The 25,961-nt window shown below is 35.0% G+C and carries 28 protein-coding genes, 1 rRNA gene and 1 other RNA gene; 15 read left to right on the top strand and 15 right to left on the bottom strand.

Annotated elements, in window-relative coordinates; all coding sequences use genetic code 11:
* The first annotated feature begins 6 nt into the window (after positions 1-6).
* From msrB to lpdA, 3 genes are all read left to right on the top strand, one after another.
* Positions 7-399, top strand: a complete 393-nt coding sequence (gene msrB / locus BM201_RS15695; protein ID WP_092544331.1) for a peptide-methionine (R)-S-oxide reductase MsrB — start codon at positions 7-9, stop codon at positions 397-399.
* Positions 400-423: 24 nt separating this feature from the next.
* Entirely contained in the window at positions 424-975 is a 552-nt protein-coding gene (locus BM201_RS15690) for a hypothetical protein (protein WP_092544329.1), read from the top strand.
* A 283-nt stretch (positions 976-1,258) separates the two neighbouring features.
* Complete coding sequence (gene lpdA / locus BM201_RS15685; protein WP_092544327.1) at positions 1,259-2,650, top strand: dihydrolipoyl dehydrogenase; 1,392 nt, start codon at positions 1,259-1,261, stop codon at positions 2,648-2,650.
* A gap of 119 nt (positions 2,651-2,769) precedes the next feature.
* Here lpdA and BM201_RS15680 read toward each other — a convergent pair whose 3' ends face one another.
* From BM201_RS15680 to BM201_RS15660, 5 genes are all read right to left on the bottom strand, one after another.
* Positions 2,770-3,708, bottom strand: coding sequence for a hypothetical protein (locus BM201_RS15680; RefSeq protein WP_092544325.1), 939 nt, complete (start codon positions 3,706-3,708; stop codon positions 2,770-2,772).
* Between the two features lie 64 nt (positions 3,709-3,772).
* A complete protein-coding gene (locus BM201_RS15675; protein ID WP_092544323.1) occupies positions 3,773-4,501 on the bottom strand; it encodes a Dph6-related ATP pyrophosphatase in 729 nt (242 codons plus the stop codon).
* Positions 4,502-4,586: 85 nt separating this feature from the next.
* Positions 4,587-5,000, bottom strand: a complete 414-nt coding sequence (aroQ, locus tag BM201_RS15670; protein ID WP_084842827.1) for a type II 3-dehydroquinate dehydratase — start codon at positions 4,998-5,000, stop codon at positions 4,587-4,589.
* Positions 5,001-5,137: 137 nt separating this feature from the next.
* Positions 5,138-5,692 carry an outer membrane beta-barrel protein gene (locus tag BM201_RS15665; RefSeq protein WP_092544322.1) on the bottom strand — a complete coding sequence of 185 codons (555 nt, stop codon included), beginning with the start codon at positions 5,690-5,692 and terminating at the stop codon, positions 5,138-5,140.
* Between the two features lie 139 nt (positions 5,693-5,831).
* Positions 5,832-6,437, bottom strand: a complete 606-nt coding sequence (locus tag BM201_RS15660; RefSeq protein WP_092544320.1) for a porin family protein — start codon at positions 6,435-6,437, stop codon at positions 5,832-5,834.
* A gap of 116 nt (positions 6,438-6,553) precedes the next feature.
* Between BM201_RS15660 and xerD the strand changes: the two genes are divergently transcribed.
* Together xerD and BM201_RS15650 are read left to right on the top strand one after the other, a co-directional pair.
* Positions 6,554-7,453, top strand: coding sequence for a site-specific tyrosine recombinase XerD (xerD, locus tag BM201_RS15655; RefSeq protein WP_092544318.1), 900 nt, complete (start codon positions 6,554-6,556; stop codon positions 7,451-7,453).
* Between the two features lie 95 nt (positions 7,454-7,548).
* Positions 7,549-8,505: an aldo/keto reductase gene (locus tag BM201_RS15650; RefSeq protein WP_092544316.1), complete on the top strand. Its 957-nt coding sequence runs from the start codon at positions 7,549-7,551 to the stop codon at positions 8,503-8,505.
* Between the two features lie 119 nt (positions 8,506-8,624).
* Here BM201_RS15650 and rny read toward each other — a convergent pair whose 3' ends face one another.
* From rny to BM201_RS15630, 4 genes are all read right to left on the bottom strand, one after another.
* Entirely contained in the window at positions 8,625-10,211 is a 1,587-nt protein-coding gene (gene rny / locus BM201_RS15645; RefSeq protein ID WP_092544314.1) for a ribonuclease Y, read from the bottom strand.
* Between the two features lie 49 nt (positions 10,212-10,260).
* Positions 10,261-10,377, bottom strand: a non-coding RNA gene (gene ssrS / locus BM201_RS15640) — 6S RNA.
* Between the two features lie 52 nt (positions 10,378-10,429).
* Positions 10,430-10,723, bottom strand: a complete 294-nt coding sequence (locus BM201_RS15635) for a cell division protein ZapA (protein WP_092544312.1) — start codon at positions 10,721-10,723, stop codon at positions 10,430-10,432.
* A gap of 6 nt (positions 10,724-10,729) precedes the next feature.
* Complete coding sequence (locus tag BM201_RS15630) at positions 10,730-11,020, bottom strand: hypothetical protein (RefSeq protein ID WP_092544310.1); 291 nt, start codon at positions 11,018-11,020, stop codon at positions 10,730-10,732.
* Positions 11,021-11,203: 183 nt separating this feature from the next.
* Between BM201_RS15630 and BM201_RS15625 the strand changes: the two genes are divergently transcribed.
* Complete coding sequence (locus BM201_RS15625) at positions 11,204-12,898, top strand: M23 family metallopeptidase (RefSeq protein ID WP_092544308.1); 1,695 nt, start codon at positions 11,204-11,206, stop codon at positions 12,896-12,898.
* A gap of 116 nt (positions 12,899-13,014) precedes the next feature.
* On the opposite strand, the gene BM201_RS15620 is transcribed toward BM201_RS15625, so the two are convergent.
* On the bottom strand, positions 13,015-14,163 hold the full coding sequence (locus BM201_RS15620; protein WP_092544306.1) for a cysteine desulfurase family protein: 1,149 nt from the start codon (positions 14,161-14,163) through the stop codon (positions 13,015-13,017).
* A gap of 89 nt (positions 14,164-14,252) precedes the next feature.
* Between BM201_RS15620 and BM201_RS15615 the strand changes: the two genes are divergently transcribed.
* Positions 14,253-15,269, top strand: a complete 1,017-nt coding sequence (locus tag BM201_RS15615) for a hypothetical protein (protein ID WP_092544304.1) — start codon at positions 14,253-14,255, stop codon at positions 15,267-15,269.
* 108 nt (positions 15,270-15,377) lie between these two features.
* Here BM201_RS15615 and BM201_RS15610 read toward each other — a convergent pair whose 3' ends face one another.
* Together BM201_RS15610 and BM201_RS15605 are read right to left on the bottom strand one after the other, a co-directional pair.
* The gene (locus tag BM201_RS15610) at positions 15,378-15,932 is read right to left on the bottom strand and encodes a Smr/MutS family protein (RefSeq protein WP_092544302.1); all 555 of its coding nucleotides are present in this window, start codon (positions 15,930-15,932) and stop codon (positions 15,378-15,380) included.
* A complete protein-coding gene (locus tag BM201_RS15605; protein WP_092544300.1) occupies positions 15,932-16,141 on the bottom strand; it encodes a hypothetical protein in 210 nt (69 codons plus the stop codon). The genes BM201_RS15610 and BM201_RS15605 overlap by 1 nt, the downstream gene beginning before the upstream one ends.
* A 90-nt stretch (positions 16,142-16,231) precedes the next feature.
* On the opposite strand from BM201_RS15605, the gene BM201_RS15600 reads away from it, so the two are divergent.
* The 3 genes from BM201_RS15600 to BM201_RS15590 are packed head-to-tail and all read left to right on the top strand — an operon-like array spanning position 16,232 to position 18,665.
* Positions 16,232-18,037: a T9SS type A sorting domain-containing protein gene (locus BM201_RS15600; protein WP_092544298.1), complete on the top strand. Its 1,806-nt coding sequence runs from the start codon at positions 16,232-16,234 to the stop codon at positions 18,035-18,037.
* Positions 18,038-18,056: 19 nt separating this feature from the next.
* Positions 18,057-18,338 carry a DUF2752 domain-containing protein gene (locus BM201_RS15595; protein ID WP_092544296.1) on the top strand — a complete coding sequence of 94 codons (282 nt, stop codon included), beginning with the start codon at positions 18,057-18,059 and terminating at the stop codon, positions 18,336-18,338.
* A 3-nt stretch (positions 18,339-18,341) separates the two neighbouring features.
* Positions 18,342-18,665: a CCC motif membrane protein gene (locus BM201_RS15590; protein WP_092544294.1), complete on the top strand. Its 324-nt coding sequence runs from the start codon at positions 18,342-18,344 to the stop codon at positions 18,663-18,665.
* 76 nt (positions 18,666-18,741) lie between these two features.
* On the opposite strand, the gene rocD is transcribed toward BM201_RS15590, so the two are convergent.
* Complete coding sequence (rocD, locus tag BM201_RS15585) at positions 18,742-19,986, bottom strand: ornithine--oxo-acid transaminase (RefSeq protein WP_092544292.1); 1,245 nt, start codon at positions 19,984-19,986, stop codon at positions 18,742-18,744.
* A 166-nt stretch (positions 19,987-20,152) separates the two neighbouring features.
* Between rocD and rlmD the strand changes: the two genes are divergently transcribed.
* The 3 genes from rlmD to BM201_RS15570 are packed head-to-tail and all read left to right on the top strand — an operon-like array spanning position 20,153 to position 22,898.
* Positions 20,153-21,562, top strand: a complete 1,410-nt coding sequence (gene rlmD, locus BM201_RS15580; RefSeq protein WP_092544290.1) for a 23S rRNA (uracil(1939)-C(5))-methyltransferase RlmD — start codon at positions 20,153-20,155, stop codon at positions 21,560-21,562.
* Positions 21,562-22,146, top strand: a complete 585-nt coding sequence (locus tag BM201_RS15575) for a DUF6452 family protein (protein ID WP_092544288.1) — start codon at positions 21,562-21,564, stop codon at positions 22,144-22,146. The genes rlmD and BM201_RS15575 overlap by 1 nt, the downstream gene beginning before the upstream one ends.
* Entirely contained in the window at positions 22,146-22,898 is a 753-nt protein-coding gene (locus BM201_RS15570; RefSeq protein WP_092544286.1) for a DUF6048 family protein, read from the top strand. Before BM201_RS15575 ends, BM201_RS15570 begins: the two co-directional genes overlap by 1 nt.
* Here the strand turns inward: BM201_RS15570 and BM201_RS15565 are convergent.
* On the bottom strand, positions 22,895-24,052 hold the full coding sequence (locus BM201_RS15565; RefSeq protein ID WP_092544284.1) for a THUMP domain-containing class I SAM-dependent RNA methyltransferase: 1,158 nt from the start codon (positions 24,050-24,052) through the stop codon (positions 22,895-22,897). The genes BM201_RS15570 and BM201_RS15565 overlap by 4 nt on opposite strands.
* A 148-nt stretch (positions 24,053-24,200) precedes the next feature.
* On the opposite strand from BM201_RS15565, the gene BM201_RS15560 reads away from it, so the two are divergent.
* Positions 24,201-24,869 (top strand): ZIP family metal transporter, encoded by a 669-nt coding sequence (locus tag BM201_RS15560; RefSeq protein WP_092544282.1) that lies wholly within the window; start codon positions 24,201-24,203, stop codon positions 24,867-24,869.
* A 3-nt stretch (positions 24,870-24,872) separates the two neighbouring features.
* On the top strand, positions 24,873-25,304 hold the full coding sequence (locus tag BM201_RS15555) for a DUF4268 domain-containing protein (protein ID WP_092544280.1): 432 nt from the start codon (positions 24,873-24,875) through the stop codon (positions 25,302-25,304).
* Positions 25,305-25,629: 325 nt separating this feature from the next.
* On the opposite strand, the gene rrf is transcribed toward BM201_RS15555, so the two are convergent.
* A 5S ribosomal RNA gene (rrf, locus tag BM201_RS15550) occupies positions 25,630-25,738 on the bottom strand.
* Positions 25,739-25,961: the final 223 nt, after the last annotated feature.

Here is a 25,961-nt window from a genome sequence, read left to right as displayed (position 1 = left end):
TAACCAATGAAGAAATATAATATCGAGAAATCGGAAGCTGAATGGAAAGAACAGCTTACCGAAGAGCAATATCGTGTGCTTAGAAAAAAAGGAACTGAAGCTCCACATACCGGAAAATATAATCTTCACTTTGAAGATGGCGAATATCGATGTGCCGCTTGTAACGAACAATTATTCGAAAGCGATAGCAAGTTTGAAAGCGCTTGTGGGTGGCCAAGCTTCGATGAAGCTATAGACGGTAAGATCGAATATATCCAGGATCGCACCTTTGGAATGATAAGAACCGAGATATTATGTGCCAATTGCGGAAGCCATTTAGGTCATGTTTTTGATGACGGCCCAACAGATACCGGGCAACGATATTGCGTAAACTCGGCCAGCATAGATTTTAAAAAATAATTAAAAACTTTAAATACTACCACTATGAAAAAGATATTCACTTTATTATTTGTAAGCACATTTTTATTTGCCTCCTGTTCAGATGATGGAGAGGTAGGACCACAAGGGCCTCCAGGTGAAGATGGTCTTGATGGACTTGGTTATACATTAGAAGAACAAATTACTTTTGATTATTATTCTGATAGCAATAGTTATTCACGTTTAATATCAATTCCTGATGATGTAGCAACAATTAACCCTGAAGCTGATGCAGTTTTAGTGTATCGATACCGAGAAATTCAGGATAACGATGGGAATTTTATTGACACATGGAGTTTAATTCCTCAAAATTTCTTTTTTGACGAAGGAACAATTCAATACGTTTACAATCATACTCCATCAGACGTTGAGATCATTATCGAAGGGAATTTTGATTTAAGTAACCTAAGTACAGATTACACCAACAACCAAATTTTTAGAATTGTTGTTGTTCCTTCAGATTATTTAGCTTCTAATAATGACCTTGATATTACAAATTACAATGAAGTTATGAAAGAATTGAATTTGAAAACTTCAGATATCAAATTAGCTAATTAAGCTTCAGTATATTTAAAAATATAAAGGCTTTATCTTTTTGGGTAAAGCCTTTTTTTATTCCGTAGAATTACTTCAGGAGAAAGTATATTCAATCTAAAAATTTCAGCATAAAAAATAAGCTTCAAAAATCAGATTTTCGAACTTTAAGCAAACAATCATAAATTAAATTTCAGCATAAAAATAAAGGCGATTTTAAGGGAATCCTGTAAGTGCAAAACTTTTCGGTTAAGCTAATATTCCTTAAATTCGCAGGAACTATTTTTTGTTTAAAAAAAATCTAAATATGAGTAAATACGATATCATTGTTTTAGGTAGTGGCCCGGGTGGTTATGTAACTGCGATCCGTGCTTCACAATTAGGCTTTAAAACAGCTATTGTGGAAAAAGAAAACCTTGGTGGTGTTTGTTTAAACTGGGGATGTATCCCAACAAAAGCATTGCTTAAAAGTGCAGAGGTTTTTGACTATCTTAAACATGCAGAAGACTACGGCTTAAAATTAGAGAATCCAGATAAGGATTTTGGTGCTGTAATTAAAAGAAGTCGTGATGTTGCCAGTGGTATGAGTAAGGGTGTACAGTTCCTTATGAAAAAGAACAAGATCGATGTTATCGATGGTTACGGTAAACTAAAATCTGGTAAAAAGGTTGAAGTTACCGATGCTAAAGATAAAAAGACAGAATACTCTGCAGATAATATTATCGTTGCAACTGGTGCTCGTTCTCGTGAATTGCCAAACCTAAAACAAGACGGTAAAAAAGTTATTGGATATCGTGAAGCTATGTCTTTGGATAAGCAACCAAAGAAAATGATCGTTGTTGGTAGTGGTGCGATTGGGGTTGAGTTTGCTCATTTTTATAACTCGATGGGAACCGAGGTTACTATCGTAGAATTCTTACCAAACCTTGTTCCTTTAGAAGACGAGGATGTTTCTAAACAATTTGAGCGTAGCGTTAAGAAAGCTGGTATTAAAGTAATGACAAACTCTTCTGTAGAGAGCGTTGATACTTCTGGCGATGGCGTTAAAGCGAAAGTTAAAACTAAAAAAGGTGAAGAAATTTTAGAAGCTGATATCGTACTTTCTGCGGTTGGAATTAAAACAAATATCGAAAATATTGGTCTTGAAGAATTAGGGATCAAAACCGATAAAGATAAGATCGTAGTAGACGATTTCTATAAAACAAATAAGGACGGAATTTACGCAATTGGTGATGTAGTACATGGCCCAGCGCTTGCTCACGTTGCTTCTGCGGAAGGAATTATTTGTGTTGAAAAAATTAAAGGAATGAATGTACAGCCTTTAGACTACGGAAATATTCCTGGTTGTACGTATGCTACTCCTGAAATAGCTTCGGTTGGTTTCACTGAAAAGCAAGCAAAAGAAGCTGGTTACGAAATTAAAGTGGGTAAATTCCCATTCTCTGCTTCTGGTAAAGCCAAAGCTGCCGGAAAATCTGATGGTTTCGTAAAAGTAATCTTTGATGCTAAATACGGTGAATGGTTAGGTTGCCACATGATTGGTGCCGGTGTTACCGATATGATCGCAGAAGCGGTTCTTGGTAGAAAACTAGAAACTACAGGACACGAAGTATTAAAAGCAGTTCACCCTCACCCAACAATGAGTGAAGCGGTAATGGAAGCTGTTGCTGCTGCTTATGATGAAGTGATCCATATCTAAAACAGATAATAGAATTTAGAACATAGAGTATAGACTTTTTGATTTTGATTCTATAAAAAATTTAAGCCCTGAAAATCGATATTTTCAGGGCTTTTTTCATGTAATTATTTTGCAGAATACTAATTCATGAGATACTTAACTGCCTGCTTAGACATTTCTCTGTAGTTGTGACCAACATCTTGAACCGTGTCAATTTTCCAATTAAAATTCCATGATTTCTTTTCTGCTAAATTGAAAGCGGTTTTGTAGAAATATGAACCTCGCGCTAAACGGTGCTCGCCCTGCTGCATAGCTAGATCTGTTTCTCTAAAAGTTCCAAGGCTTGGATCGTTATCATTTTCTCCTAAAAAAACGATTAATTGTTTCTCAAAAGACTTTTGAATAGTATTAAAAGATATCTGAGTATTTTTTAATCCGTAAGGATATTCTAAATCTTCGATTGGTAAGGTATAAAATCCGGCATTTGCTGCGATTGCTTTATTAATTCTAGCTTCTGGCATTAGCAGGATCATACGATGTACAAATTGGCCACCGGCAGAATGTCCAAAGAGATCATAACTTTCATTTGTAATGTCGTTAGTTTCTTTTACTCGATCGAATATATTTTCTATTACCGTATAAGCCCACTCATCTTTGGGATTACTGGTTCCAAAAAAAGTAAATAAATTACCTTCCTGATAATCGTTAGTGGTATACTTTGAAAACTTGTTGGCAAACTCAGGTGCGAGAACCAGTATATTTTGTTCTTCAGCTATATTTTTCCAGGCATCCAGATAATCGTCTGCATTTCTACCTCCGCCATGCATTACAAAGATAATTCTATCATTATTCTTCCAATTCTCAGGTTTATACGTCCAAACTTTTATCGATCTTCTTTCATTTGTTTTATAAGCATACATCACAAAAGAATCGGTGTCTGTTTTCAGTTTCTCTACTTCGGTAACCTCTGGACCTTTAGGAAGCACGTATAAGTAAACATATCCAAAAACTCCTAAAATAAGAATGGTAAATAGTAAGACGAAAAAGACTTTTTTTAAGATTATAAATAATTTATTCATTTTTAAGTTGAAGGTTGTTCTTCTATTTTAGATAATTTCAGGTTAGAAAATTATAGTAAAGTTTTCAGGGTAAATCGAGTAAATCACAATACCAAAATCCAGTGTCCCAATTGGTTTCTTCATCTGTAAAGCAATTATCTTCGCCCTCTTCTGCTTTTTGATAAGTTCGGTGGACTTTTTCTCCTATTTCAAAATTAATAGCTTCAGAAAAAATTGGTCCGTCGAAAACAAAGCTGTGAAATTCTCCATTTTCACCACAGGGATCTACATTTTTAGGCAAATCTTCCAGAAATTGATGATCGATCACTCTTCCGCAGAAAGATTCGTCCAAATATTTCGCATTAGTACAAACAACGATCGCTTTAAAGCCTAATTCGATAAAATCCTCGACTAATTTTTTGGTGTCTTTTTTCCAAAGCGGATAGACTCCGCTTAAACCAACTTTTGCCAGCTGCGCATCTCGATATTCTTTTAAATCTTCTAAAAATATATCACCAAAACATGCAAATTCGATATCTTCTGCTTTCAGTTTTTTAGTTTCGGTTTCCATAACTTCATTATAAGTTTCCATAGAAACATTTCCAGAAAATTTAGCCAATTGCAGAGGCAAGCCAAGGCTTTTTGCCTGAGCTTTGAGCAATTCTACACGAACGCCATGCATCGAAATTCTGTTTACATCGGTATTAATTGCAGTAAATAGCTTAACGACCTCAAAATCGTCTTCCTGCTTAAGTTTATATAAAGAAAAAGCAGCGTCTTTGCCACTACTCCAATTTAAATAAGCTTTTTTCATACCGAATTGAAAATGAAAAATTCCTTCTTTATCTGAAGGAATCTCGAATTAAATTAATGCTGAAATTATCGAATTTCGACCCAAATTATAAAAAGCTTTGTATCGCGAGATCGTAGCTTTTGAGTCCGAATCCCAAAATTACGCCTTTTACCACCGGCGATAAAAAGGATTTATGCCTGAAACTTTCACGAGCGTGTGTATTGGAAATATGCACTTCGATAACCGGAGTTTCGATCGCTTTAATGGCATCTGCAATAGCCACTGAAGTATGCGTATATGCTGCAGCATTTAAAATTACACCATCAAATTCTTTGCGGGCATCATGAAGCATATCGATAAGTTCCCCCTCGATATTGCTTTGATAATAAGAAAGCTCTACACTATCGAACTTTTTCTGCAGATCATTAAAATATTCTTTAAAGGTCTGATTTCCGTAAATTTCAGGTTCACGAGTTCCTAAAAGATTGAGATTGGGCCCGTTGATGATCAGTAATTTCATGCTATGTATTATTAGAAAAACCCCTCAGGTCAATCCTTTGAGGTATTCGTTTGAAAATCCTCTTTACATCGAGGAAAAGTAAAGGTATAAAAAAAGCGGAAGAAAAATCTTCCGCTTTAAATCATAATTATATGCTGCTAAAACTTATAACCTACTCCTATACTTAGTGCATTAAAACCTGCGTCTATATCTGTTGAACCAGCAGCATCTCTAATCTCTTTAGTGTATCTATTTGTTAGTTCAAAACTATATCGGGCTTCAATGAAAAAATTATCTGTAATTCCATAACCTGCACCAAAAGCTAAATCGATTCCTAAATCATTAAAAAATTCAATATTCTCAATAGAATAATTATCCAAAAAAATGGTTGTTTGTGGGCCTCCTAAAAGATAAAAGCCCGAATTTTCTAAATAATATTGAGCCAATAATGGAATAACTATGAAATTTGTTTCATCTGCATTCGCATAGTTTATGGAAGGTTGAAGATGAAATTTTTCAGATAGAGTAAAGTCAAAAACTGCACCTACGAAAAAACCAGATGAATTTCCAGAATAGCTTACATCATCTGAAGAACTAGAAGATTCTCCTTCAATATTTGTATACCCAGCTTGCACTCCGAATTCTACAGTTTGGGCTGAAACACCGCCAATGCTCACTAAAAAAAGAAGAGCAAAAAATAATTTTTTAGACATGATTGATGAATTAAAGTTTAATCTAATTTAATCAATTTTGCATTGATTTTACATTTTGAGCAACAAAAAAGCGGAAGAAAAATCTTCCGCTTTAATTCATAATTTGGTTAGTTAGTTTAGTTTGTTTTTCAGTTTTTTCTTAGAACATAAAACCTACACCTGCTTGCCATACTGAGTTATGTACGTCTGCATCTTCGAAAGTTTCAGAAAACCCATAAGTATATCTACCCTGGATAAAGAATCCGTTGTTGAATTTGTACTCGATACCTGCTGCACCACCAAATTCAAAATCCTGAGCTTCTGGATATGCATTATCAATGTCTCCACCGTCGCTTAATGGTTGGTAATCGATTTCTTCATTTACTTTAAAGTTAAAAGAAGGACCTGCTTGTACACTTAATCCATCTACTAAATAGATCTTAGCTAAAACTGGTACACTTACATAATCTAGTTGATACTCAACATTATCGTCTGTATCTGCAAAATTTTCCTGATCAATCTCAAAGATCTCATATCCCTGTCCTGAATATAAAACCTCTGGCTGGATTGAAAATCCATTAACTACTGGAATTTCTGCAAGTAAACCTACGTTGAAGCTTGTTCTGGAATTGTGTGAACTAAAATCATCCCCGGTAAAATCTGCGAAGTTCACACCACCCTTAATACCAAAATTCCACGCTTCCTGAGCACTCATAGTAGTCGCTCCAAATAATACTAAAGCAATAATTAAAATTGACTTCTTCATAATAACATTTTGTTTTTGATTACAGGGGCAAATGTATGCATGCACTTCTTAAAGAAAACTTAGCAAAGGCTAAAGTATTACTAAGTTTAAACCACCTTAAATTGTATCTTTAACACATGAAATGGGAGCAAATTTTAAAGGATTACCTTACCTATTTAAAGTTAGAACGCGGACTTTCAATTAATTCGATTAGCAGTTATGAACTGGATCTAATCAAGCTTATTAATTTTTTAAAAGTTAAAGGCATTTCTACAACTCCGCTTACAATAGACCAGGAAACACTGCAATTATTTTTATATGAGATAGCAAAAGAGCTAAATGCAAGATCTCGCGCAAGGTTAATTTCGGGTTTAAAAAGCTTCTTCAATTACCTGATTTTTGAAGACTATCGAGAAGATAATCCTACAGATCTTATTGAAGCCCCGAAAATTGGTAGAAAATTACCTGAAACAATTTCAGTAGAAGAAATAGATGAGCTTATTGCTGCTATCGACCTTAGCAAAAATGAAGGTGAACGAAACCGCGCTATTCTAGAAACGCTCTATGGATGTGGTTTACGAGTTTCAGAATTAACCAATCTTAGAATATCAGATCTCTATTTTGACGAAGGTTTTATAAAAGTAACCGGTAAAGGTGATAAACAGCGTTTTGTACCCATTTCAGATTACAACATAAAATATATCAATATTTATAAAGATGAAGTAAGATCGCACCAGGATGCAAAACCTGAGGCCAGTGACACTTTATTCTTAAACCGAAGAGGCGGCCAGTTAACTCGCGCGATGATCTTTACTATTATTAGACAGCTGGCAGAAAAAGCGAACATTAAGAAGAAGATTAGTCCGCACACCTTTAGGCATTCTTTTGCTACACATCTTTTAGAAAATGGAGCAGATCTGCGAGCCATACAACAAATGCTAGGTCACGAAAGTATTACCACTACAGAAATCTACATGCACGTAGATAGAACCTATCTTCGAGAAGTTTTGGAGAAATATCATCCAAAGAAAACTTAACGTAGGTTAAGAACTACTATTAAATTTCTGCTAAACATTGGTTATTAGTTTATTTTGCCTTTTACTCTGATTAATTTCGAGAAAAACAATAAACTATGAAACCACTAAGAACGCTTAAGTATAAGAATGATGATGAGCAACCAGCAATAGGTCTTGGTACCTGGAAATCTGGTAAAGGAGAAGTTGCAAAAGCAGTAGAAACCGCTTTAAAAAGCGGCTATAGACATATTGATTGCGCTGCCACTTATGGTAACGAGAATGAAGTTGGCGAAGCTTTTGAAAAGGTTTTTACTGAAGGTAAAATAAAAAGAGAAGAAGTATGGATCACATCTAAACTTTGGAATGATTCACACAAAAAGGAAGATGTGATCCCGGCTTTAAAACAAAGTCTTAACGATCTAAAATTAGATTACCTGGATCTATATTTAATTCACTGGCCGGTAGCTTTTAAAAAAGGAGTTGGTTTTCCAGAAAGTGATGATGAATTTTATTCGTTACAGGAAGTACCAATTATCGAAACCTGGGAAGCTATGGTTGAAGCCAAAAAGCAAGGCTTGGTAAAACATATTGGTGTTTCTAATTTCAGTAAAGAAAAATTAGAAGATCTAATAAGTAAAACAAATGAAAATCCTGAGGCACTTCAGGTAGAATTACATCCTTATCTTCATCAAAATGATCTTCTGGAATTCTGCAGTAAAAATGGGATTAATGTTACTGCTTATTCCCCATTAGGAAGTGGAGATCGTTCTGATGCCATGAAAGCTGAAGACGAACCAAGCTTACTTGAAAATCCAACAATAGTAAAGATCGCTAAAAAACACGGAGCTTCTGCAGGACAGATTTTAATTAACTGGGCTGTACAAAGAGGAACGGCTGTAATCCCAAAATCTACGAATGAAGGAAGAATTAAAGAAAATCTTGCGAGTTCTGGATATCAATTAGATGAAGATGATCTTGCTGAAATCGATAAATTAGACGATCATTTTAGATATGTTACAGGAGAATTCTTTGTTACTGAAGGAAACTCTTACTCCAATATCTACGATGAATAATTTGAAGTAACATTTTTAAACAAAAAATCCCCGGAATTTCCGGGGATTTTTTGTTTTTATAAGCTCTATTAAAAATCTGGGCTAAAAGTTAAGGCCAGATTGTATAATTTCGGCTCTAATTATTTTGCAATGTTTACTGCTCTTGTTTCACGAATCACGGTCACTTTAACCTGACCAGGATACGTCATATCTGTTTGAATCTTTTGAGAGATCTCAAAGGATAAGTTACTTGCCTTTTCATCGTTCACCTTTTCACTTTCTACGATCACACGAAGTTCTCTACCCGCCTGGATTGCGTAAGCTTTCTTAACGCCACCAAATCCAAAAGCAATTTCTTCAAGATCTTTTAAACGTTGGATATAAGAATCTAAAACCTGTCTTCTTGCACCCGGTCTTGCACCACTAATAGCATCACAAACCTGAACAATTGGAGAAAGTAATGAGTTCATTTCTATCTCGTCGTGGTGAGCACCAATAGCATTACAAACTTCTGCTTTTTCGCCATGTTTCTCTGCCCACTGCATACCTAAAATTGCGTGAGGTACTTCAGTTTCGGTTTCTGGCACTTTACCAATATCGTGTAAAAGTCCCGCACGTTTTGCTAATTTTGGATTTATACCCAATTCAGCTGCCATCACACCACAAAGTTTTGCAACTTCACGGGAGTGTTGCAATAGGTTTTGGCCATAAGAAGAACGATACTTCATTCTACCAACCATTTTAATTAATTCTGGTTGTAAACCGTGAATTCCAAGATCGATCACAGTACGTTTTCCTATATCAATGATTTCTTCTTCGATCTGCTTTCTGGTCTTTTTCACTACTTCTTCAATACGAGCTGGGTGAATACGACCATCTGTTACTAATTTATGTAAAGATAATCTTGCCACCTCTCTTCTAACAGAATCGAAGCAAGAAAGGATAATGGCCTCAGGAGTATCATCCACAATAATTTCTACCCCAGTAGCAGCTTCTAAAGCTCTAATATTACGACCTTCACGACCAATAATTCTACCTTTTACATCATCACTTTCAAGATTAAATACAGAAACACAGTTTTCTACCGCTTCTTCTGTTCCTATTCGCTGAATTGTGTTAATGATGATCTTTTTAGCTTCCTGCTGTGCGGTAAGTTTAGCTTCTTCAATCGTATCCTGAATTAAAGCCATAGCATCAGCTCTTGCAGAATCTTTAAGGCTTTCTACCAGTTGCGACTTCGCTTCTTCAGCAGAAAGGCCAGAGATCACTTCTAATTGCTGTACTTTACTGTTATGCAATTTATCGATCTCTTCCTGTTTTTTCTCCAGGTAATCATTACGATGTTCGTAGTCTGCGATCTGGTCTTCCAGCTGCTTACTTTTGTTCTCTAATTCTTTATTTAATTTCTTATTTTTAGAAAGCTCACTAGAAACCTGAGATTCTTTATCTCGAGTACGTTTTTCTGCATCACCAATTTTCTTATCTCTGGCAAGAATTACTTTTTCGTGCTCAGACTTTAATTCGATGAATTTCTCTTTAGCCTGAAGTATTTTATCCTTCTTAATACTTTCGGCTTCATTTTTTGCCTCTTTTATAATTCCTGAAGCTCTATTTTCAGCTTCCTGAATAGTGCCCGAGGCTTTCTTCTTTTCCAAAGATTTAGCAATGGCAAAACCAATACCAAGCCCAACAACTACTCCTACTATCGCAAATATTATTATATCCATACTTATTGTTTATATAAAAAAAAAGCCTGTATTAGTCGTTGTTTTGTTTAAACTCCTTAAAATCAAGTTTAGGGCTAACAAGCTGATCAAGAATCCGTAGTCCCAAACGGGAACGGCGCGCTTTTACAACTTAGACTCACCCTCTTTAAAGAATTATCTGTTGAGTTTATCAAAAAGTAACTAATACAGGCAGTAACCTTAGTTTTATTTAAAGAACGTTATGAGGCCATATGCTTTTGCAATAATTCGTTAAGTGATCTTAACTTGTCTTCTGCTTTTTGCATTTCCTCGCTTTTATCTATATCTTTTTGTTCCGTTTGGGCTGCAAATTGTAAGGCACACATGGCCAAAACATCCTGCTTATCCCTTACGGCATAACTTTGCTCAAATTGCTTAATCATGGCTTCGATCTTCTTTGCAGCTTTACGCAATCCCTCTTCTTGTTTAGGATTGATTGTTAAGGGATACACCCTATCTGCGATCGAAATCTTTATTTTAAGCTTGTCTTCCATCTACATTTATTCAGATAATTGAACGATACATTGATCGATCTCCCTAATAAGACTATTTATTTTAAGCTTAGTTTCCTTTTTATAATCATTACTGCCAAGCATCGCGTTTGCTGCTTTTAGATCTTTTATCTGGCCGTTCGAATTTTCTAATTCGCCCTTTAGCCATTTATTTTCAGATCGAACCGCCGTCAATTCCTGTTGTAGTGATTGCATTTCCTGCTTAAGCAACTCGTGCCTGTGCAGTAACTTACTAATCCTATTTTCAAGATTATCAACAATTTCGGTGATCTCGCTCATAAAAGTCAAACTCGATACTAATCCTTACAAAGTTAACATACCGTTTTAAATTTGCAATGATTTTTTATTTCAATTTTCGTTTTTAAGCCTTATAAATTCTAACTTTCTAAATTATAGTGATTTAATTTTGCACGAAGTTTGATTACCTTTACGCAAGTAGAATTTAATGATTTTTGACGATTTATGAAGCGATTTTTCAGCCTTTTTCTTGGCCTTTTTTCCCTGGTAGCTAATGCACAGATCGATAATGTCCCTCAGGATTATTTTAAAGATCCACTTGATATTCCCCTAGTTTTATCTGGAACTTTTGGCGAATTACGGTCTAATCACTTTCATGCAGGATTAGATATTAAAACACAGGGACGGCAGGGATTAGAAGTAAAAGCTTCAGCGAAAGGTTTTATAAGCCGAATCAAAATTCAGCATTATGGCTACGGAAAAGCTTTATACGTACAACATCCAAATGGCTACACCACTGTTTACGGTCACTTAAAAAAACTGGCGCCAAAGATCGAAGAATACCTGAAAGAGCGCCAATACAATAAAGAATCTTACGAGATCGAATTATTTCCCGGCGCTTCTGAATTACAGGTTGAACAGGGAGAAGTTATCGCTTACAGCGGAAATACCGGCGGTAGTGGTGGCCCACACCTGCATTTTGAAATTCGGGACGGCAGTCAAAGACCAATGAACCCTGAAATGTTTGGTATAGAAATTCAGGATACTCGAGATCCTATTGTAGATGGGTTATTTGCGTATCCTATTGGCGAAGGCGCTCATGTAAACAATTCAGCAAATCGACAAAAATTGCGATTAATTCCGCAGAATGATGGTTCGTATTCCACGAATGCTGTGGAAGCCTGTGGAGAAATTGGCTTCGGAATTTCAACTGTAGATCAAAAAAGTCTTGCTCCCAATAAAAATGGAGTTTATAAAATTGAAGCTACCTTAAACGGAAGTCCGGTGATGAACTTAGATTTTCAGCGTTTTTCTTTTGCTGAAAGCAGATATCTGAATTTCCTTATTGATTACGAATATTACTCGAATCACAGAAAAAGAGTTCAGAAATTATTTAAGGAAAGTAATAATCCGCTTAGTATTTATAATGGTGTTGTAAATGAAGGAAAATTAGATATTGAAGACGGATTGGATTATAATTACGTGGTTGAAGTAACCGATTTTAAAGGAAACTCTAAAACGATTAGAATCCCAATCAAAGGTAATTTCTCTGGTGAGATCACCCCGAAAGATGACGTGAAAACCGACTACTTTACTAATTACAATGAGACTTTTTCTATTGAAGAAAACGGAATAGACATTTACATTCCTAAAAATGCATTGTATTACGATACATTTTTAGATATCGAATTTATGGGAGACACGGTAAAAGTGCATCATGACGATGTGCCATTACACAAAAACATGACCATTGGTTTTGATGTAAGCGATATCCCGACTGAAGAAAAGGAAAAAATGTTTGTGGCCAGGTTAAACAAATACGGTCGTCCTAGTTATTCCACAACATACAAGAAACCAACTCGTTTTACGACCGGCACACGCAGTTTTGGAGAATATACACTGGTTTCAGATTTGAATCCACCTTCAGTGCGACCTGTAAATTTTTATGATGGACAGTGGATTTCAGGAAATAGTGATTTAAAAGTAAAAATAAGTGACGATTTAAGCGGAATCCAAAGTTTTAGAGCAACCGTAAACGGCAAGTGGATCCTAATGGAATATGAATACAAAAACAATACACTAACGCACGATTTTTCTGATGGTGTAGTTACTGAAACAGAAAATGATTATAAGTTGATCGTTACCGATAATGTTGGAAACGCCACGACCTACGAAGCCAAATTCTTCAGAAAAAATTGATCTTTAAAATAACCAAAAACGCCTCGCAATTGCGAGGCGTTTTTTATTGGTACCACCAAAGTTTATAATACTCCCAAGCTTGCCTCGAGATATTTTACTAAAAATCGATTATCGAGTTAAGATTCGATAAATTCTTTAAGTGTTTTTACCACATAATCGATCTCTTCTTTGGTGTTATATTTTGAAAATGAAAAACGAATGGAAGGAGTTTTTAAATCTTCTTCTGAAAGGAAAGCATTTAGAACATGCGAACCTTTATCGCTTCCACTTTGGCAGGCACTACCTTTAGAACAGGCAATTCCTTTTAAATCCAACTGAAACAATAGCATTAAAGCTTTTTCTTCGCTAACCGGAAGATTTACGTTGATCAGGGTATAAGTACTTTTATCTAAATCGGCAGATTTCCCATTAAATTTCACTCCGGGAATTTCTTTTTTAAGCGCTTCGATAAAATGAGATTTTAAAGCGGTAGTATAGGCTTTTTCTTCTTCAAGATTTGCATAAGCCAGTTTAAAAGCTTCTTCTAAACCTACAATATTGTGTAGCCCTTCTGTACCCGCACGATAACCACGCTCCTGCTCTCCACCAAAAATTAGCGGTTTTAAACCACTATTTTTCCTGATAAAAGCAAAACCAATACCTTTTGGTCCATGAAATTTATGCGCGCTTACCGCAGTAAAATCTACCGGAATTTCCTGAAGATCGATTTCGTAATGGCCAATAGACTGTACCGTATCTGAATGAAATAAAGCTTTATATTCTTTACAAAGTAAGGCTACCTTTTTAAGATCAAGCTTATTCCCTACTTCATTATTTACATGCATTAAACTTACCAGCGTTTTAACATCAGAGTTCTTAAGACGATTTTCCAGATCCTTTAGATCAACTTCACCTTCCGCAGTAAGATTAACATATTCAACTTCAATATCAAAACAATCTTTCAGTTGATTTACTGAATATAAAACTGCATGATGCTCAATTTCCGAAGTTATTATACGTCTTACACCAAGGTCTCTCACAGCACTGTTTAGCGCAAGATTATCGGCTTCAGTTCCGCCGGAAGTAAAAATTATTTCAGCAGCAGTAACATTTAACTGTTTTGCGATCGTTTTTCTGGCTTTCTCAATTAACGATTTAGCAGAACGCCCAAAACTATGAGTCGATGAAGGGTTTCCATAATTATCCTGCATCACTTCAGTTATTTTAGTTATAACTTCAGGACGCATTTGGGTTGTGGCGGCAGAGTCTAAATATACTTTTTCCATGGCGGACAAAGGTAGTGGTATTTAAAATAATTTTAAAGAAGCTCCGTTGAAAATCTATAAAACTTCTATTTTTGTTCAAAAGCTTTTTTATGAAAAAGATATTAGGCGTTCTAAGCCTTGCGTTCTTAGTGTTCTCTTGTGATGATGGAGATATTGTAGTAACCGATTTTGCTATTGAAGATGCCGAACTTGATGTTTGTGGATTGGATGAAAAAGTAATATTCGCTGTAAATAACGATGGTGTTTACGAAAGTATCTCACTGATTCTTGATGCTACGGGACCAATTAATGATACGGTAAATGGAGCTTTAATTTCTGAAATTGGAGATCACCCATTTAATTTGGATGATAACAATCGCTTAATTTACAGGATCTATGATGGACCAATAGACAGTGATTATTTTTGTTCTTCGGTTCCGCCAAGTACACCACGTGTTGTACAGGAATTTATTAGTGGAAACGCGGGTACAGTTACCATTAGCGTTGCATATACCGATAACCTTGATGAAACAGACGATACCGACGGAGACGGAGTTCCTAATAATGTAGAAGGTTTTGATCCAAATCTAACCGATGCTGAAATGTTGGATACCGATGGCGACGGAATTCCAGATTACCTTGATATAGACGATGATGGTGATAATGTACTAACCGAAGATGAACTAAATCCTGAAGAAGGATCCTGGGAGGAATTTGGTTTCTTAGATACAGATGGTGATGGTACTCCAGATTACCTTGATGCAGATGACGATGGTGACGGTGTACCAACAAGAAATGAGGTAAATGGTAACGACTTAGCAAACCTGGACGAAGGTCAATATTTAAATCCTTTAAATTACGATCAACAAGATGGAATTCCAGATTATCTAAATAGTGAATTTCAACGAGATTTTGATAATCCTACCTATATAGAAAATGAAATTCAGCGTAGTGTGATTACAGAAGTTACAATCTCTGGATTTAGCTTAAGAGACCGTGATGGAAATGCGCCAGACATTAATACCAATGTTGCCTTTGTAATGGGAAGCTATAATTCTTCGTATACTATTATTTATGAAAGAAATGTAGATACAGAAGAAGACGATGAAGAAACTGAAGTAGAATAAAACCTGAACTTAAGGCTAAGCTATCGAGGTAATAGGATAAAAATCTTCTTAATTTCGAGACAAGCCTCGTGAAATAAAAACTTTAATGAGAAACTAAATAATGAGGGATTAGGGGTTCTGAAAAATATAAACTTCAGTAGCTCCTAATCCATATCTTTGATAGTTGGCATCGTAAAATTTCACATTTTCGTATCTACTAAAAAGATATTCTAGTTCAGCTTTTAATACCCCTTCGCCTACACCGTGAATAAAAACTATTTTCTGGATTCTTTTTCGGATGGCAAATTCTAATTGACCTCGTGCCGTATCTAATTGTTTGGTAAGAATATCATGATTAGACAGACCTTTTTTCGAAGGAAGTAATTTTTCGATATGCAAATCGACTTCCATTGGCGGAATTTGCTTTTCCTTTTTCTTATTAGAGGCTCTTTTTTTATTTTTTCTGAAGTGTTCTTTTTCCTGAAGTGCTTCAGCAATAGTATCACTCTCCAGCTCTAGTAATGGCTCTACATCTTGTTGTATTTTGACCAGATCCTTCGTAGGAAACTTCATAGGAAATCCGTCTGAAGTTTCAATCGTCAAAATATCACCCTGAATTTCAACAATCTCACCCTCGATATCATCATCGATCACTTGGACGCTATCTCCTACTGCAAACTCCATTACTCGTTTTCGTTTTCCTGTTCTTTTTTATAATCATCTTTGGTAGCCGACCAGAATTGAGTTGCGCGATATAAACCGAACATCAAAATCACCAGTCCAATGATCTTCGCATAAGGTGTATCATCGGCAACTGACATTCCGTAGATCAAAATAACAGCACCAATTATAATAATAAGAGTATTAAGCATTTGCGACTTGTTCTTTTTCATCTTTTTTTTAAGCCTTTAGTCTAATTTTTAAAAATTTTCGTATATTAAAAGGAAAATTGAACTATTTTTGCATGCAAATTTAATTTAATTATGAAGCAATATTACATAATATTGGCATTAATCTTTCCGATGCTTGTGAATGCACAGGTTGACTTATTTGTTTCACCGTCTAGCAATGGTGACAGTTATGTTTATGTTAATGATGAAATATTGTACGTAAATAAAGGAATTAAACTTAAGAAAAATAGTACAGGTTCTACAGAAGCCAGTATCTATTTAAGAAATGAAGCTCAATTACTTCAGGGGGATACCATTAAAAGTTCCGGGGACGGTTACCTTTCTGTCTTTCAAGAAGGAACTTCAAATGCTTTTGATTATAATTATTGGTCTTTACCTGTAAGTACGGAGAATAAAACCTGGAAGCAAATTATTTATGAACCTAAAACTAAAACATTAAGTAATAAAGCTAATTTCACTTCCGGTCTTAACGGGCAGGCATTACCGTTAACCATTTCAAAAAGATGGTTATATATTTTTAGAGGAACTGGTTATAGTAATTGGGAACATGTCGGAAATGATGTCGAAAAAATAAAACCTGGTTTTGGGTTTTCAATGAAAGGAACTAACAATGATAATTTATCGGATATTGTGAATGGAATACCAAACAATCCAGGAAGTGCACAAAGATATGATTTCAGAGGTCTCCCCAATAACGGAGATATCAAGGTATGGGTTGATGAAGGTAATTCAGTTTTAATTGGAAACCCTTATCCTTCATCATTAGATCTCCAGAAGTTTTTGATAGAAAACGACAAAATTACTGGAATTGCATATTTCTGGGATAGTAAAGAAAATGTGAATTCTCATCAATTAAATGAATACGAAGGAGGTTACGGTTACTATTCTCCCGGAGATGGCAATGATTCTGGGGTTTATACTAGAGCGGTTTTTGCTAAGTACAATGGCAATGGTATATACCAAAGAAATACAAACAATCAAGGTAAAAATCTTTTAAAACAAAATATTCCAATTGCACAAGGTTTTATGGTAGTGGGAGCTAATGGAGGCGGAAATATTGTTTTTAGTAATAAGCATAGAGTTTATGAGCCAGAATTAGAATTGAAATCAAGTCAAAAATCTCAAACTCCTTTAGCCAATCAAACTAAAAACTCTTCTATCATCATACCCAAAAAAAATAATGCTCTTAGATTGAGGCTCAATATATCATTTAATGATACTTATACTAGACAATTAGTTTTAGCATTTAGCGACAGGGCTACTAACGGTTATGATAGAGCCATGGATGCTGCCATGTATGGGAAGTTATCAAGTGATGCAGCATGGAATATCGATGATCAGGAATATGTGATTAATTATAAACCCTTTAGAAGAGATGAATTAATACCTGTTAATTTGATTACAAATAATAACATGGAAGTAGATTTTTTTATTGTTCAAAATGAAAATCTCGAAAACGAAAACATCTTTTTATACGATTCTGAAAATAATCGATACACCGATATTAAAAAAGAACATTATAAAGTACAATTAAATGGTGATTTTAAAGATCGCTTTTTCATTGCATTTGAAAATGATCAACCAACAGAAGAAGAAAAGGTTCAGGCAAGCGCAGAGGAAGAAGAATTTGTTGCTTCTATCGATGTTTTCCAAAACAATAACGAAGGTCGCTTACAGGTGTTAGTTCCACAAAACGTAAAGGTAAAACATATTTCAGTATATAACTTGAATGCTGGAGCCGTAATTAGCAAGGATGTTTCAACGTCTGAAAAAGATTTCAGCTTCTCTACTTCTAATCTTAGAGATGCTATTTATATTGTTCAGATCAATACCGCAGATAATAGAACAGTAACCAAGAAAATAACAGTTAAAAATTAATACCGGTTACGAAGAATATATGCTTCCTTGCCTTAACAAGACACTTCTGGGTGTAGATTGTTATGGTTGTGGTGGGCAAAGAGCTGCAATTTTACTTTTTCAGGGTAATTTCAAAGAGGCTTTTCTAATGTATCCTGCAATTTACACCTTAGTTATCTTTGCGATTTTCTTGATCATCAATATTAAATATAAGTTTAAAGGCGATTTTAAAGTTAAGATCGCTTTTATTTTTTTGAATGCATCGATAATGATTATTTCGTATGTTTTCAAAATGAGCCAATTTTATAACCTAACCAATTAATCAATCATGAAAGAAAAATTACCTAATTCCACACTCATTTTAGTTTTCGGAATATTATCTATTATAGGCTGTTGTTGCTATGGATTATTCGGAATTGTATTTGGAATTTTAGCCATCGTATTAGCCAATAAAGCGAAAGAACTTTACTATGCGAATCCAGAACTTTATACAGGTTACGAAAATGTAAAAACCGGTCGTATTCTAGGTATTATTGGTTTGGTGCTTAGTGCTCTTTCATTTATTTCTGGAATAATTGCACTTATTTCTGCCGGAGGAATAGAAGGCTTGATGGAAATGCAAAGAGAGATATACAGCTCAGGATTATAATATAGCATATGTTCTAAACTGCTATAAATCAAAAATCCCCGGAAAAACCGGGGATTTTTTTAATTTTATTTGATTCTTATTTTTCAAATTCATTTAGAGTTTTTGTAATGATATCTACACAGTCTCTAAGCTGTTCTTCGTTCATTACTAAAGGTGGTGCAAAACGAATAATATTACCATGAGTAGGTTTTGCTAACAAACCATTTTTCTTCAGAGCAACACAAATATCCCATGCTGTCGAACTATCTGGAGAATCATTTATTACAATTGCGTTTAAAAGGCCTTTACCCCTTACTAATTCAACAATATTAGAAGTTCTTATATAATCATCAAAAAGTCTACGGAATAATCCTCCTAGCTTTTCCGCATTTTCAGCTAATTTTTCATCTTTAATAACTTCTAAAGCTGCATGCGCCACTGCGCAAGCAAGTGGATTTCCTCCAAAAGTCGAACCATGCTGACCTGGTTTGATCACATCCATCACATTGTTGTTTGCTAAAACAGCTGATACTGGATATACTCCTCCTGATATTGCCTTACCTAAAATAAGAATATCAGGTTTCACATCCTCGTGATCTACAGCCAGTAATTGACCTGTTCTGGCGATTCCTGTTTGAACTTCATCTGCTATAAATAGAACATTGTGTTTTTCACATAGTTCTTTTGCTCTCTTTAGAAAACCTTCAGATGGTACATAAACTCCGGCTTCACCCTGGATTGGTTCTACCAAAAATCCAGCTATGTTTTCATTTTTATTCAAAGCTTTTTCTAAAGCATCAATGTCATCATAAGGTATTTTTTGGAAACCCGGTGTATATGGTCCAAAATTCTTGCGTGCTTCTTCGTCATTAGAAAAAGAAATAATCGTTGTTGTCCTTCCGTGGAAATTATTTTCACAAACAATTATTTCAGCTTCAGTTTCCTTTACTCCTTTAGTCTCGTAAGCCCATTTTCTGGCTACTTTAATAGCAGTTTCTACCGCTTCAGCACCAGTATTCATTGGCAACAATTTATCAAAACCAAAATACTCTGTAGCATATTTTTCAAACGGTCCTAGCACATCATTATGAAACGCTCTAGAAGTTAAGGTTAAGGTAGCCGCCTGTTTATTTAATGCCTCTACAATTTTTGGATGACAATGTCCCTGGTTAACTGCAGAATATGCCGAAAGGAAATCATAATACTTTTTCCCTTCTACATCCCAAACATGCACGCCTTCTCCTCTACTTAAAACAGCTGGTAGCGGATGGTAATTATGCGCACCATGCTTGTCTTCTAACTCGATAGCTTGTTGTGATGAATTAATTTCTGTTAATGGCATTCCTTTTTCAAATTTTAATCATTAATATATTCAATTCCTTCTTGTTCTGCTATTACAGATTAGGAGAGAAATCATCCATTTTTAATGTTTTCGCAATTTACTAAATGTTTCCTGATTTTTTCAATGACACACACCTTTAATCATGCAATTATTCTATTTTTGCGATATGGGAAGAAGGAATAAAAATAAGCTTTTTGAAGCTGTTGAAGTTGTTGATGCCGGTGCTAAAGGAAAAAGCATTGCCAAGTCACCGGATGGACGTGTAATTTTTGTAAATAATGCCGTACCTGGTGATGTAATCGACGTGCAAACTACCAAAAAACGTAAGTCGTATTTTGAAGGTACAGCTATAAATTTTCATTCATATTCAGATAAAAGAGTAGAACCTGTTTGCCAACATTTTGGGACCTGTGGTGGTTGCAAATGGCAGTTTATGGATTATAAATATCAACTTGAATATAAACAACAGGAAGTTACAAACAATCTTCAGCGTCTAGGGAAAATAGAATTACCCGAAATAACCCCAATTTTAGGCAGTAAGGAAATTTATTTTTATCGTAATAAAATGGAATTCTCTTTTAGTGATAGCCGTTGGTTGACTTTAGAAGAAATTCAAAGTGGTAAAGATTTTGACGATAAAAATGCGCTTGGTTTCCATATTCCAGGAATGTGGGATAAAATTTTAGACATTAAGAAATGTCACCTTCAGGAAGACCCTAGTAACGCGATAAGAAATTTTGTGAAGATTTTTGCGACGCAAAATGAAATCCCATTCTTTAATACCAGAGCACAATCAGGTCTACTTAGAACTCTAATGATTAGAACTACTAGCACTGGTGAAATTATGGTTCTTATTCAGTTTTTTGAAGAAGATAGGGATGCTAGAGAATTGCTATTAAATGCCGTTGCTGAAGAATTCCCAGAGATCACTTCATTACAGTACGTGATCAATAACAAAGGAAATGACACAATTTACGATCAGGAAGTGATATGTTACAAAGGTAGAGATCATATTTTCGAAGAAATGGAAGGTCTTAAATTTAAGATCAACGCCAAATCATTTTACCAAACAAATTCTGCCCAGGCTTACGAACTTTATAAGATCACAAGAGAATTTGCAGATCTTAAAGGAGATGAATTAGTTTACGATCTTTATACAGGTACAGGAACTATCGCTCAGTTTGTGGCAAAACAAGCTAAAAAAGTTATTGGTGTTGAGGCAGTTCCTGAAGCGATAAGTGATGCGATTGAAAATGCCGAAAGAAATGGCATAACAAATACCGAATTCTTTGCTGGAGACATGAAAAAAGTTTTTACTGAAAACTTTATCAATAAACATGGCCACCCAGACGTTATAATAACAGATCCACCACGAGACGGAATGCATAAAGACGTGGTCGCTCAAATTATAGGAATATTACCAGAAAAAATTGTTTATGTAAGTTGTAATTCGGCTACACAAGCAAGAGATCTTGCTTTGCTAGACGAATATTACAAGGTAACCAAGGTGCAGCCTGTCGATATGTTCCCACAAACATTTCATGTTGAAAATGTGGTTTGTTTAGAAAGAAAATAATGAAGTTTACTAATTATAAAAGTCATTTAATTTTATCGATTTTCATCCTGGTAATTTTTGCAGGATGCCAAAGGGATGACATTTGCCCAGAAACAGTAGATACAACTCCTATGTTAGTAATCAATTTCTTTGATGCTACCACTCGGGAGCCGAGAACTTCAGTTAACTTAACGGTTCGTGAAGCAGGAAGAGATCCACTAGATCTGGTTTTATATCGCGAGAATAGCCAAAGTATACAACTTCCGTTAAGAACAGGCGAAAATTCAACTCAGTATGAATTTGTATATAACGGCCCTATTTATGATGAAAATGGTGAGGTTGTAGAAGATGAAGATGATAATCTAGAGACCAATACAGATATTATCGAGTTTAATTACGATCCAGAAGAAGAATATATCAACCGAGCTTGTTCATTTAAAGTAAACTATTTGAATATAGATTACATCACAGACGGGGGCGAAGACGATCGATGGATCACCAGGATGGAATTTTTAGTCGATGATGTCGTTTCAGATAATTTTGAAAATGCAGACGAAGATGATGAAGATGCCATAACCGCACATTTAAATATCTATTTTGAATAATGCCTGAAAAAATAGTCCGAAATTATATAAAATCAGCACTAGTTTTTAGTCTTCTACTCTTTTTACTGAGCACTAATATTTTGTCTGCACAGAATCAGGAAGAAGAATTTGCTGAAATAGCTGCGGAAGCCGATACCGTGTACAAAGAAAAGTATGGCTTACGTGTGGGGATTGACCTAAGTAAATTAGCCAGAACCGCATTAGATGAAGACTACACAGGTTTTATGCTCGAAGCCGATATGAGAATCTATGATAATTATTATCTGGCGGCCGAGATTGGTAATGAAACACTACCCTTTGGCGAAGACTATATTCGAGTTTCCGCCTCAGGAAGCTTTATAAAGATAGGAGCTAATTACAATGCTTATGAAAACTGGGAAGGCATGCAAAATATCGTATTTGCAGGTCTACGCTACGGATTTTCGACCTTTAGCCAGGATATTGAAGAGTATCGTATATACACCACTAATGACTATTTTGACGATGATATAAGGTATAACGGTGAAGAAACTTCAGGTTTAAATGCAAGTTGGATCGAACTGATGGCCGGCTTTAAAGTTGAAGTGCTGAAAAATCTATATCTTTCGGCTAACGTTCAGCTTAAACGTAGACTAAGCCAAACTACGCCCGATGGTTTCGATAATCTTACCATACCCGGTTTTGGGCGTACGTTCGACGATAGTAATTTTGGAATTGGCTACGGATACTCTATCTCTTACCTAATTCCTATTTTCAGAAAGGCTAAAAATTAGAATTGCTTTTTTCGCTTCTTAGAACCTTCATAAATTTCATATTTCAAAAAACGAGATTCTAAACCTCCGTTAAACATTTTCACTTTGCGTGAAGGTCTTAAACCTACGTTCTTTAGAGCTTCATCATCTGAAGTGATAAACCAGGCTTCAGTCCCAGGATAACTTTGTTTTAATGTATCACCTATTCTCCTATAGAATTCTGAAATATTTACCTGCAATCTTTCTCCGTATGGTGGATTGAAAACCATATGCAGGTGGCGATCATTTCTTTTTACAGTTTCAAAAAAATCTGTTCGCTCTATTTTTATAAATTCTGAAAGATTGGCATTCTTCACATTGTCCTTTGCTTTTTCTACTGCAGATGGCGCTTTGTCATACCCAAGAATTTCAAAATGAAAATCTTTAACTTTCTTAAGAATGGAAGCTTCTATCTTTTCGAATAAATCTTCATCCCAGTCTTTCCAACGTTCAAACCCAAACTCTTTTCGGTTAATATTTGCAGGAATATTACACGCAATCATAGCTGCTTCAATAGGAATGGTTCCACTACCACACATAGGATCCAAAAAATCACACTGGCCATTCCAACCTGACTTCAATATCATACCAGCAGCAAGAATCTCGTTTATAGGAGCAATATTGGTGGCCGTACGATATCCTCTTTTATGCAGCGAATCTCCACTGGTATCTAATGAGACATTACACCATGTTTTTTCGATGTGAATATTTACTCGTAAGTCTGGAAATTTTAAATCTACATTAGGTCGTTTACCATATTGCTCTCGATAACGATCTACAATAGCATCTTTGGTCTTTAAAGAGATATATTTTGAATGGGTAAATACTTCAGAATGTAATGTAGCATCCACAGCTAAGCTTCCATTAACATCTAAAACTTCATCCCAATTTAGCTTTTTAATATTGTTGTATAAATCCTCCTCAGAAAATACTTTAAAACCAGCAAAGGGCTTTAAGATCTTTATAGCCGTACGCAGGCAAAGATTAGCCTTATACATAAAACCTTTATCACCTACAAAACTTACCATTCTATTCCCCTCTTTCACATCCATTGCACCCAAATCTCTAAGCTCTTTTGCCAAGATTGGTTCAAAACCAAAAAAAGTTTTCGCTATCATTTTAAAGTTACCATCCATATTCGATCATCTTTTAAAGAATGGCAAAATTACGTTATTTTCGCAGCAAATAATAACCTTAGCTTAATTGGTTAAAAAATTAATTTTTTCTGAAATCATTCAGTAAAAAGATCGACTAAGCATCGCCATAATTAACAGGAAACGATTGATGATATTTATTTTACCCCTTTTAGCTGTATTACTAGGTTATTTAATTGCAAAATTTCTAAAACCATCATCGTCCACAAGTTTTAAACTTCTATTATCCTTTAGTGGTGCATATTTACTATCTGTAACAGTTTTTGAGCTACTTCCAGAAGTTTACGAGAATAAAGGAAAAGAGATAGGCGTCTTTATTTTGTTAGGTCTATTATTCCAGATCATATTAGAATTTATATCGAAAGGATTGGAGCATGGTCATATGCACCATGATCCAAATTCTAAACAATTCCCCATAATGCTTTTATTTAGTTTGGGAATACATTCTTTATTAGAAGGTTTTCCTCTAAGTGAGAGCTCTCATCTATTATATGGTGTTGCAATTCATAAAATACCAGTAGCAGCTATTCTAAGTATATTTTTGTTCAATTCTAAACTGGGAAAATTTAAAGCAGCTCTATTCTTACTTCTATTTGCTTTAATGACCCCAATCGGAAGTTTTCTAAAAATTCAATTCGATTTCATACAAAATTACGGCGCCTATATAAATGCAGTAGTTATAGGCGTATTTTTACACATATCAACTACTATTTTATTCGAAGCTTCTAAAGATCATAAATTTAATGCCTCGAAATTATGCGTAATTATTTTGGGAATTCTACTAGCTTATTTTATGTAATTTATGTTCAGTAAAGAAGAAAGCAAAAAACTTAGACAGGAATTTTGGACAAGCTTTGGACAGGAATATTCACGCAAATGGATTCTTTATAACACCAAAGTTAAGGAAATTCAACTAAAATTTACATTTACCAGAAAAACAGCAATGATATCTTTAGATGTTGATTCTGAAGATGAAATTATTCAATCCTATTATTTTGAAAAACTAGAATCTCTACGAAATTTATTGAAATCTGAATACCTGTCTAATATCGTATTTGATGCTGAGTATGTATTACCTGAAGGAAAAAGCGTTTCAAGAATCTACGTAGAACTAGAAGATAAAGTAAGTATTAATAACAGAAATGATTGGCCACAGGTTAAGAGCTTTTTTGCTGAAAATATGCATCAACTAGAAATGTTTTGGCTAGAGTTTAAAGATTTTATTACTGATTAATTCATATAAATTACCTCTCAAAAAATAACTATCTACTACAATTATTCTACCGCAACTTACCACGTGGATAAATATTTAATGGGCAGTAGTAAGTTACCGACCAAGGGTAATGGGGATCTTCCGGCCGCCTAAGGTTTCGGGTAGTACATATAATATATAAAAAGCCGCTCTAATTAGATAGAGCGGCTTTTTTATGGGGTGTCATGAGTTAGTTAGTTCTTAGCTGTGCAACGACTTTCACGTACGTATTGGTTTACTCATCCTAAACTTATAAACTTCTATAAAACAAAAAACCCTTACCATTTCCGGTAAGGGTTTTTAAAAAGCAAGGCGGCGACATACTCTCCCACAAATAGTAGTACCATCTGCGCTAACGGGCTTAACTGCTCTGTTCGGAATGGGAAGAGGTGAGCCCCGTCGCTATAACCACCTTAAGTCGTTACCTATTGCATCAGTTATCAATATAACTGATCAACAGTCTAATATGTTGACATGATTAAGAAATAAAAAATACTATAAAACTTAACAAAACTTAGCATTTGGCCGTCTCTAAGGAGCTTGCACCCCTTAGAGAACGTTGCATCAAGCTATACGGATTATTAGTACTACTCGGCTATGACATTACTGCCTTTACACCTATAGCCTATCAACGTGGTC

The organism is Zunongwangia mangrovi, from assembly GCF_900112105.1.
GTDB classification, from domain to species: domain Bacteria; phylum Bacteroidota; class Bacteroidia; order Flavobacteriales; family Flavobacteriaceae; genus Zunongwangia; species Zunongwangia mangrovi.
The sequence above is the reverse complement of the archived record's forward strand: the minus strand, read 5'-3'. Positions and strand labels throughout refer to the sequence as shown.

Bases quoted from the DNA above. Each gene is read 5' to 3' on its own strand.
- rlmD (WP_092544290.1), top strand. From the start codon at position 20,153: ATGGGAAGAAGGAATAAAAATAAGCTTTTTGAAGCTGTTGAAGTTGTT.
- aroQ (WP_084842827.1), bottom strand. From the start codon at position 5,000: ATGAAATTACTGATCATCAACGGGCCCAATCTCAATCTTTTAGGAACT.
- BM201_RS15660 (WP_092544320.1), bottom strand. From the start codon at position 6,437: ATGAAGAAGTCAATTTTAATTATTGCTTTAGTATTATTTGGAGCGACT.
- BM201_RS15630 (WP_092544310.1), bottom strand. From the start codon at position 11,020: ATGAGCGAGATCACCGAAATTGTTGATAATCTTGAAAATAGGATTAGT.
- BM201_RS15605 (WP_092544300.1), bottom strand. From the start codon at position 16,141: ATGAAAAAGAACAAGTCGCAAATGCTTAATACTCTTATTATTATAATT.
- BM201_RS15690 (WP_092544329.1), top strand. From the start codon at position 424: ATGAAAAAGATATTCACTTTATTATTTGTAAGCACATTTTTATTTGCC.
- BM201_RS15600 (WP_092544298.1), top strand. From the start codon at position 16,232: ATGAAGCAATATTACATAATATTGGCATTAATCTTTCCGATGCTTGTG.
- BM201_RS15615 (WP_092544304.1), top strand. From the start codon at position 14,253: ATGAAAAAGATATTAGGCGTTCTAAGCCTTGCGTTCTTAGTGTTCTCT.
- BM201_RS15560 (WP_092544282.1), top strand. From the start codon at position 24,201: ATGATATTTATTTTACCCCTTTTAGCTGTATTACTAGGTTATTTAATT.
- BM201_RS15650 (WP_092544316.1), top strand. From the start codon at position 7,549: ATGAAACCACTAAGAACGCTTAAGTATAAGAATGATGATGAGCAACCA.
- BM201_RS15665 (WP_092544322.1), bottom strand. From the start codon at position 5,692: ATGTCTAAAAAATTATTTTTTGCTCTTCTTTTTTTAGTGAGCATTGGC.
- BM201_RS15575 (WP_092544288.1), top strand. From the start codon at position 21,562: ATGAAGTTTACTAATTATAAAAGTCATTTAATTTTATCGATTTTCATC.
- BM201_RS15620 (WP_092544306.1), bottom strand. From the start codon at position 14,163: ATGGAAAAAGTATATTTAGACTCTGCCGCCACAACCCAAATGCGTCCT.
- BM201_RS15595 (WP_092544296.1), top strand. From the start codon at position 18,057: ATGCTTCCTTGCCTTAACAAGACACTTCTGGGTGTAGATTGTTATGGT.
- rny (WP_092544314.1), bottom strand. From the start codon at position 10,211: ATGGATATAATAATATTTGCGATAGTAGGAGTAGTTGTTGGGCTTGGT.
- BM201_RS15555 (WP_092544280.1), top strand. From the start codon at position 24,873: ATGTTCAGTAAAGAAGAAAGCAAAAAACTTAGACAGGAATTTTGGACA.
- xerD (WP_092544318.1), top strand. From the start codon at position 6,554: ATGAAATGGGAGCAAATTTTAAAGGATTACCTTACCTATTTAAAGTTA.
- lpdA (WP_092544327.1), top strand. From the start codon at position 1,259: ATGAGTAAATACGATATCATTGTTTTAGGTAGTGGCCCGGGTGGTTAT.
- BM201_RS15565 (WP_092544284.1), bottom strand. From the start codon at position 24,052: ATGGATGGTAACTTTAAAATGATAGCGAAAACTTTTTTTGGTTTTGAA.
- BM201_RS15625 (WP_092544308.1), top strand. From the start codon at position 11,204: ATGAAGCGATTTTTCAGCCTTTTTCTTGGCCTTTTTTCCCTGGTAGCT.
- BM201_RS15675 (WP_092544323.1), bottom strand. From the start codon at position 4,501: ATGAAAAAAGCTTATTTAAATTGGAGTAGTGGCAAAGACGCTGCTTTT.
- BM201_RS15610 (WP_092544302.1), bottom strand. From the start codon at position 15,932: ATGGAGTTTGCAGTAGGAGATAGCGTCCAAGTGATCGATGATGATATC.
- msrB (WP_092544331.1), top strand. From the start codon at position 7: ATGAAGAAATATAATATCGAGAAATCGGAAGCTGAATGGAAAGAACAG.
- BM201_RS15680 (WP_092544325.1), bottom strand. From the start codon at position 3,708: ATGAATAAATTATTTATAATCTTAAAAAAAGTCTTTTTCGTCTTACTA.
- BM201_RS15570 (WP_092544286.1), top strand. From the start codon at position 22,146: ATGCCTGAAAAAATAGTCCGAAATTATATAAAATCAGCACTAGTTTTT.
- BM201_RS15635 (WP_092544312.1), bottom strand. From the start codon at position 10,723: ATGGAAGACAAGCTTAAAATAAAGATTTCGATCGCAGATAGGGTGTAT.
- rocD (WP_092544292.1), bottom strand. From the start codon at position 19,986: ATGCCATTAACAGAAATTAATTCATCACAACAAGCTATCGAGTTAGAA.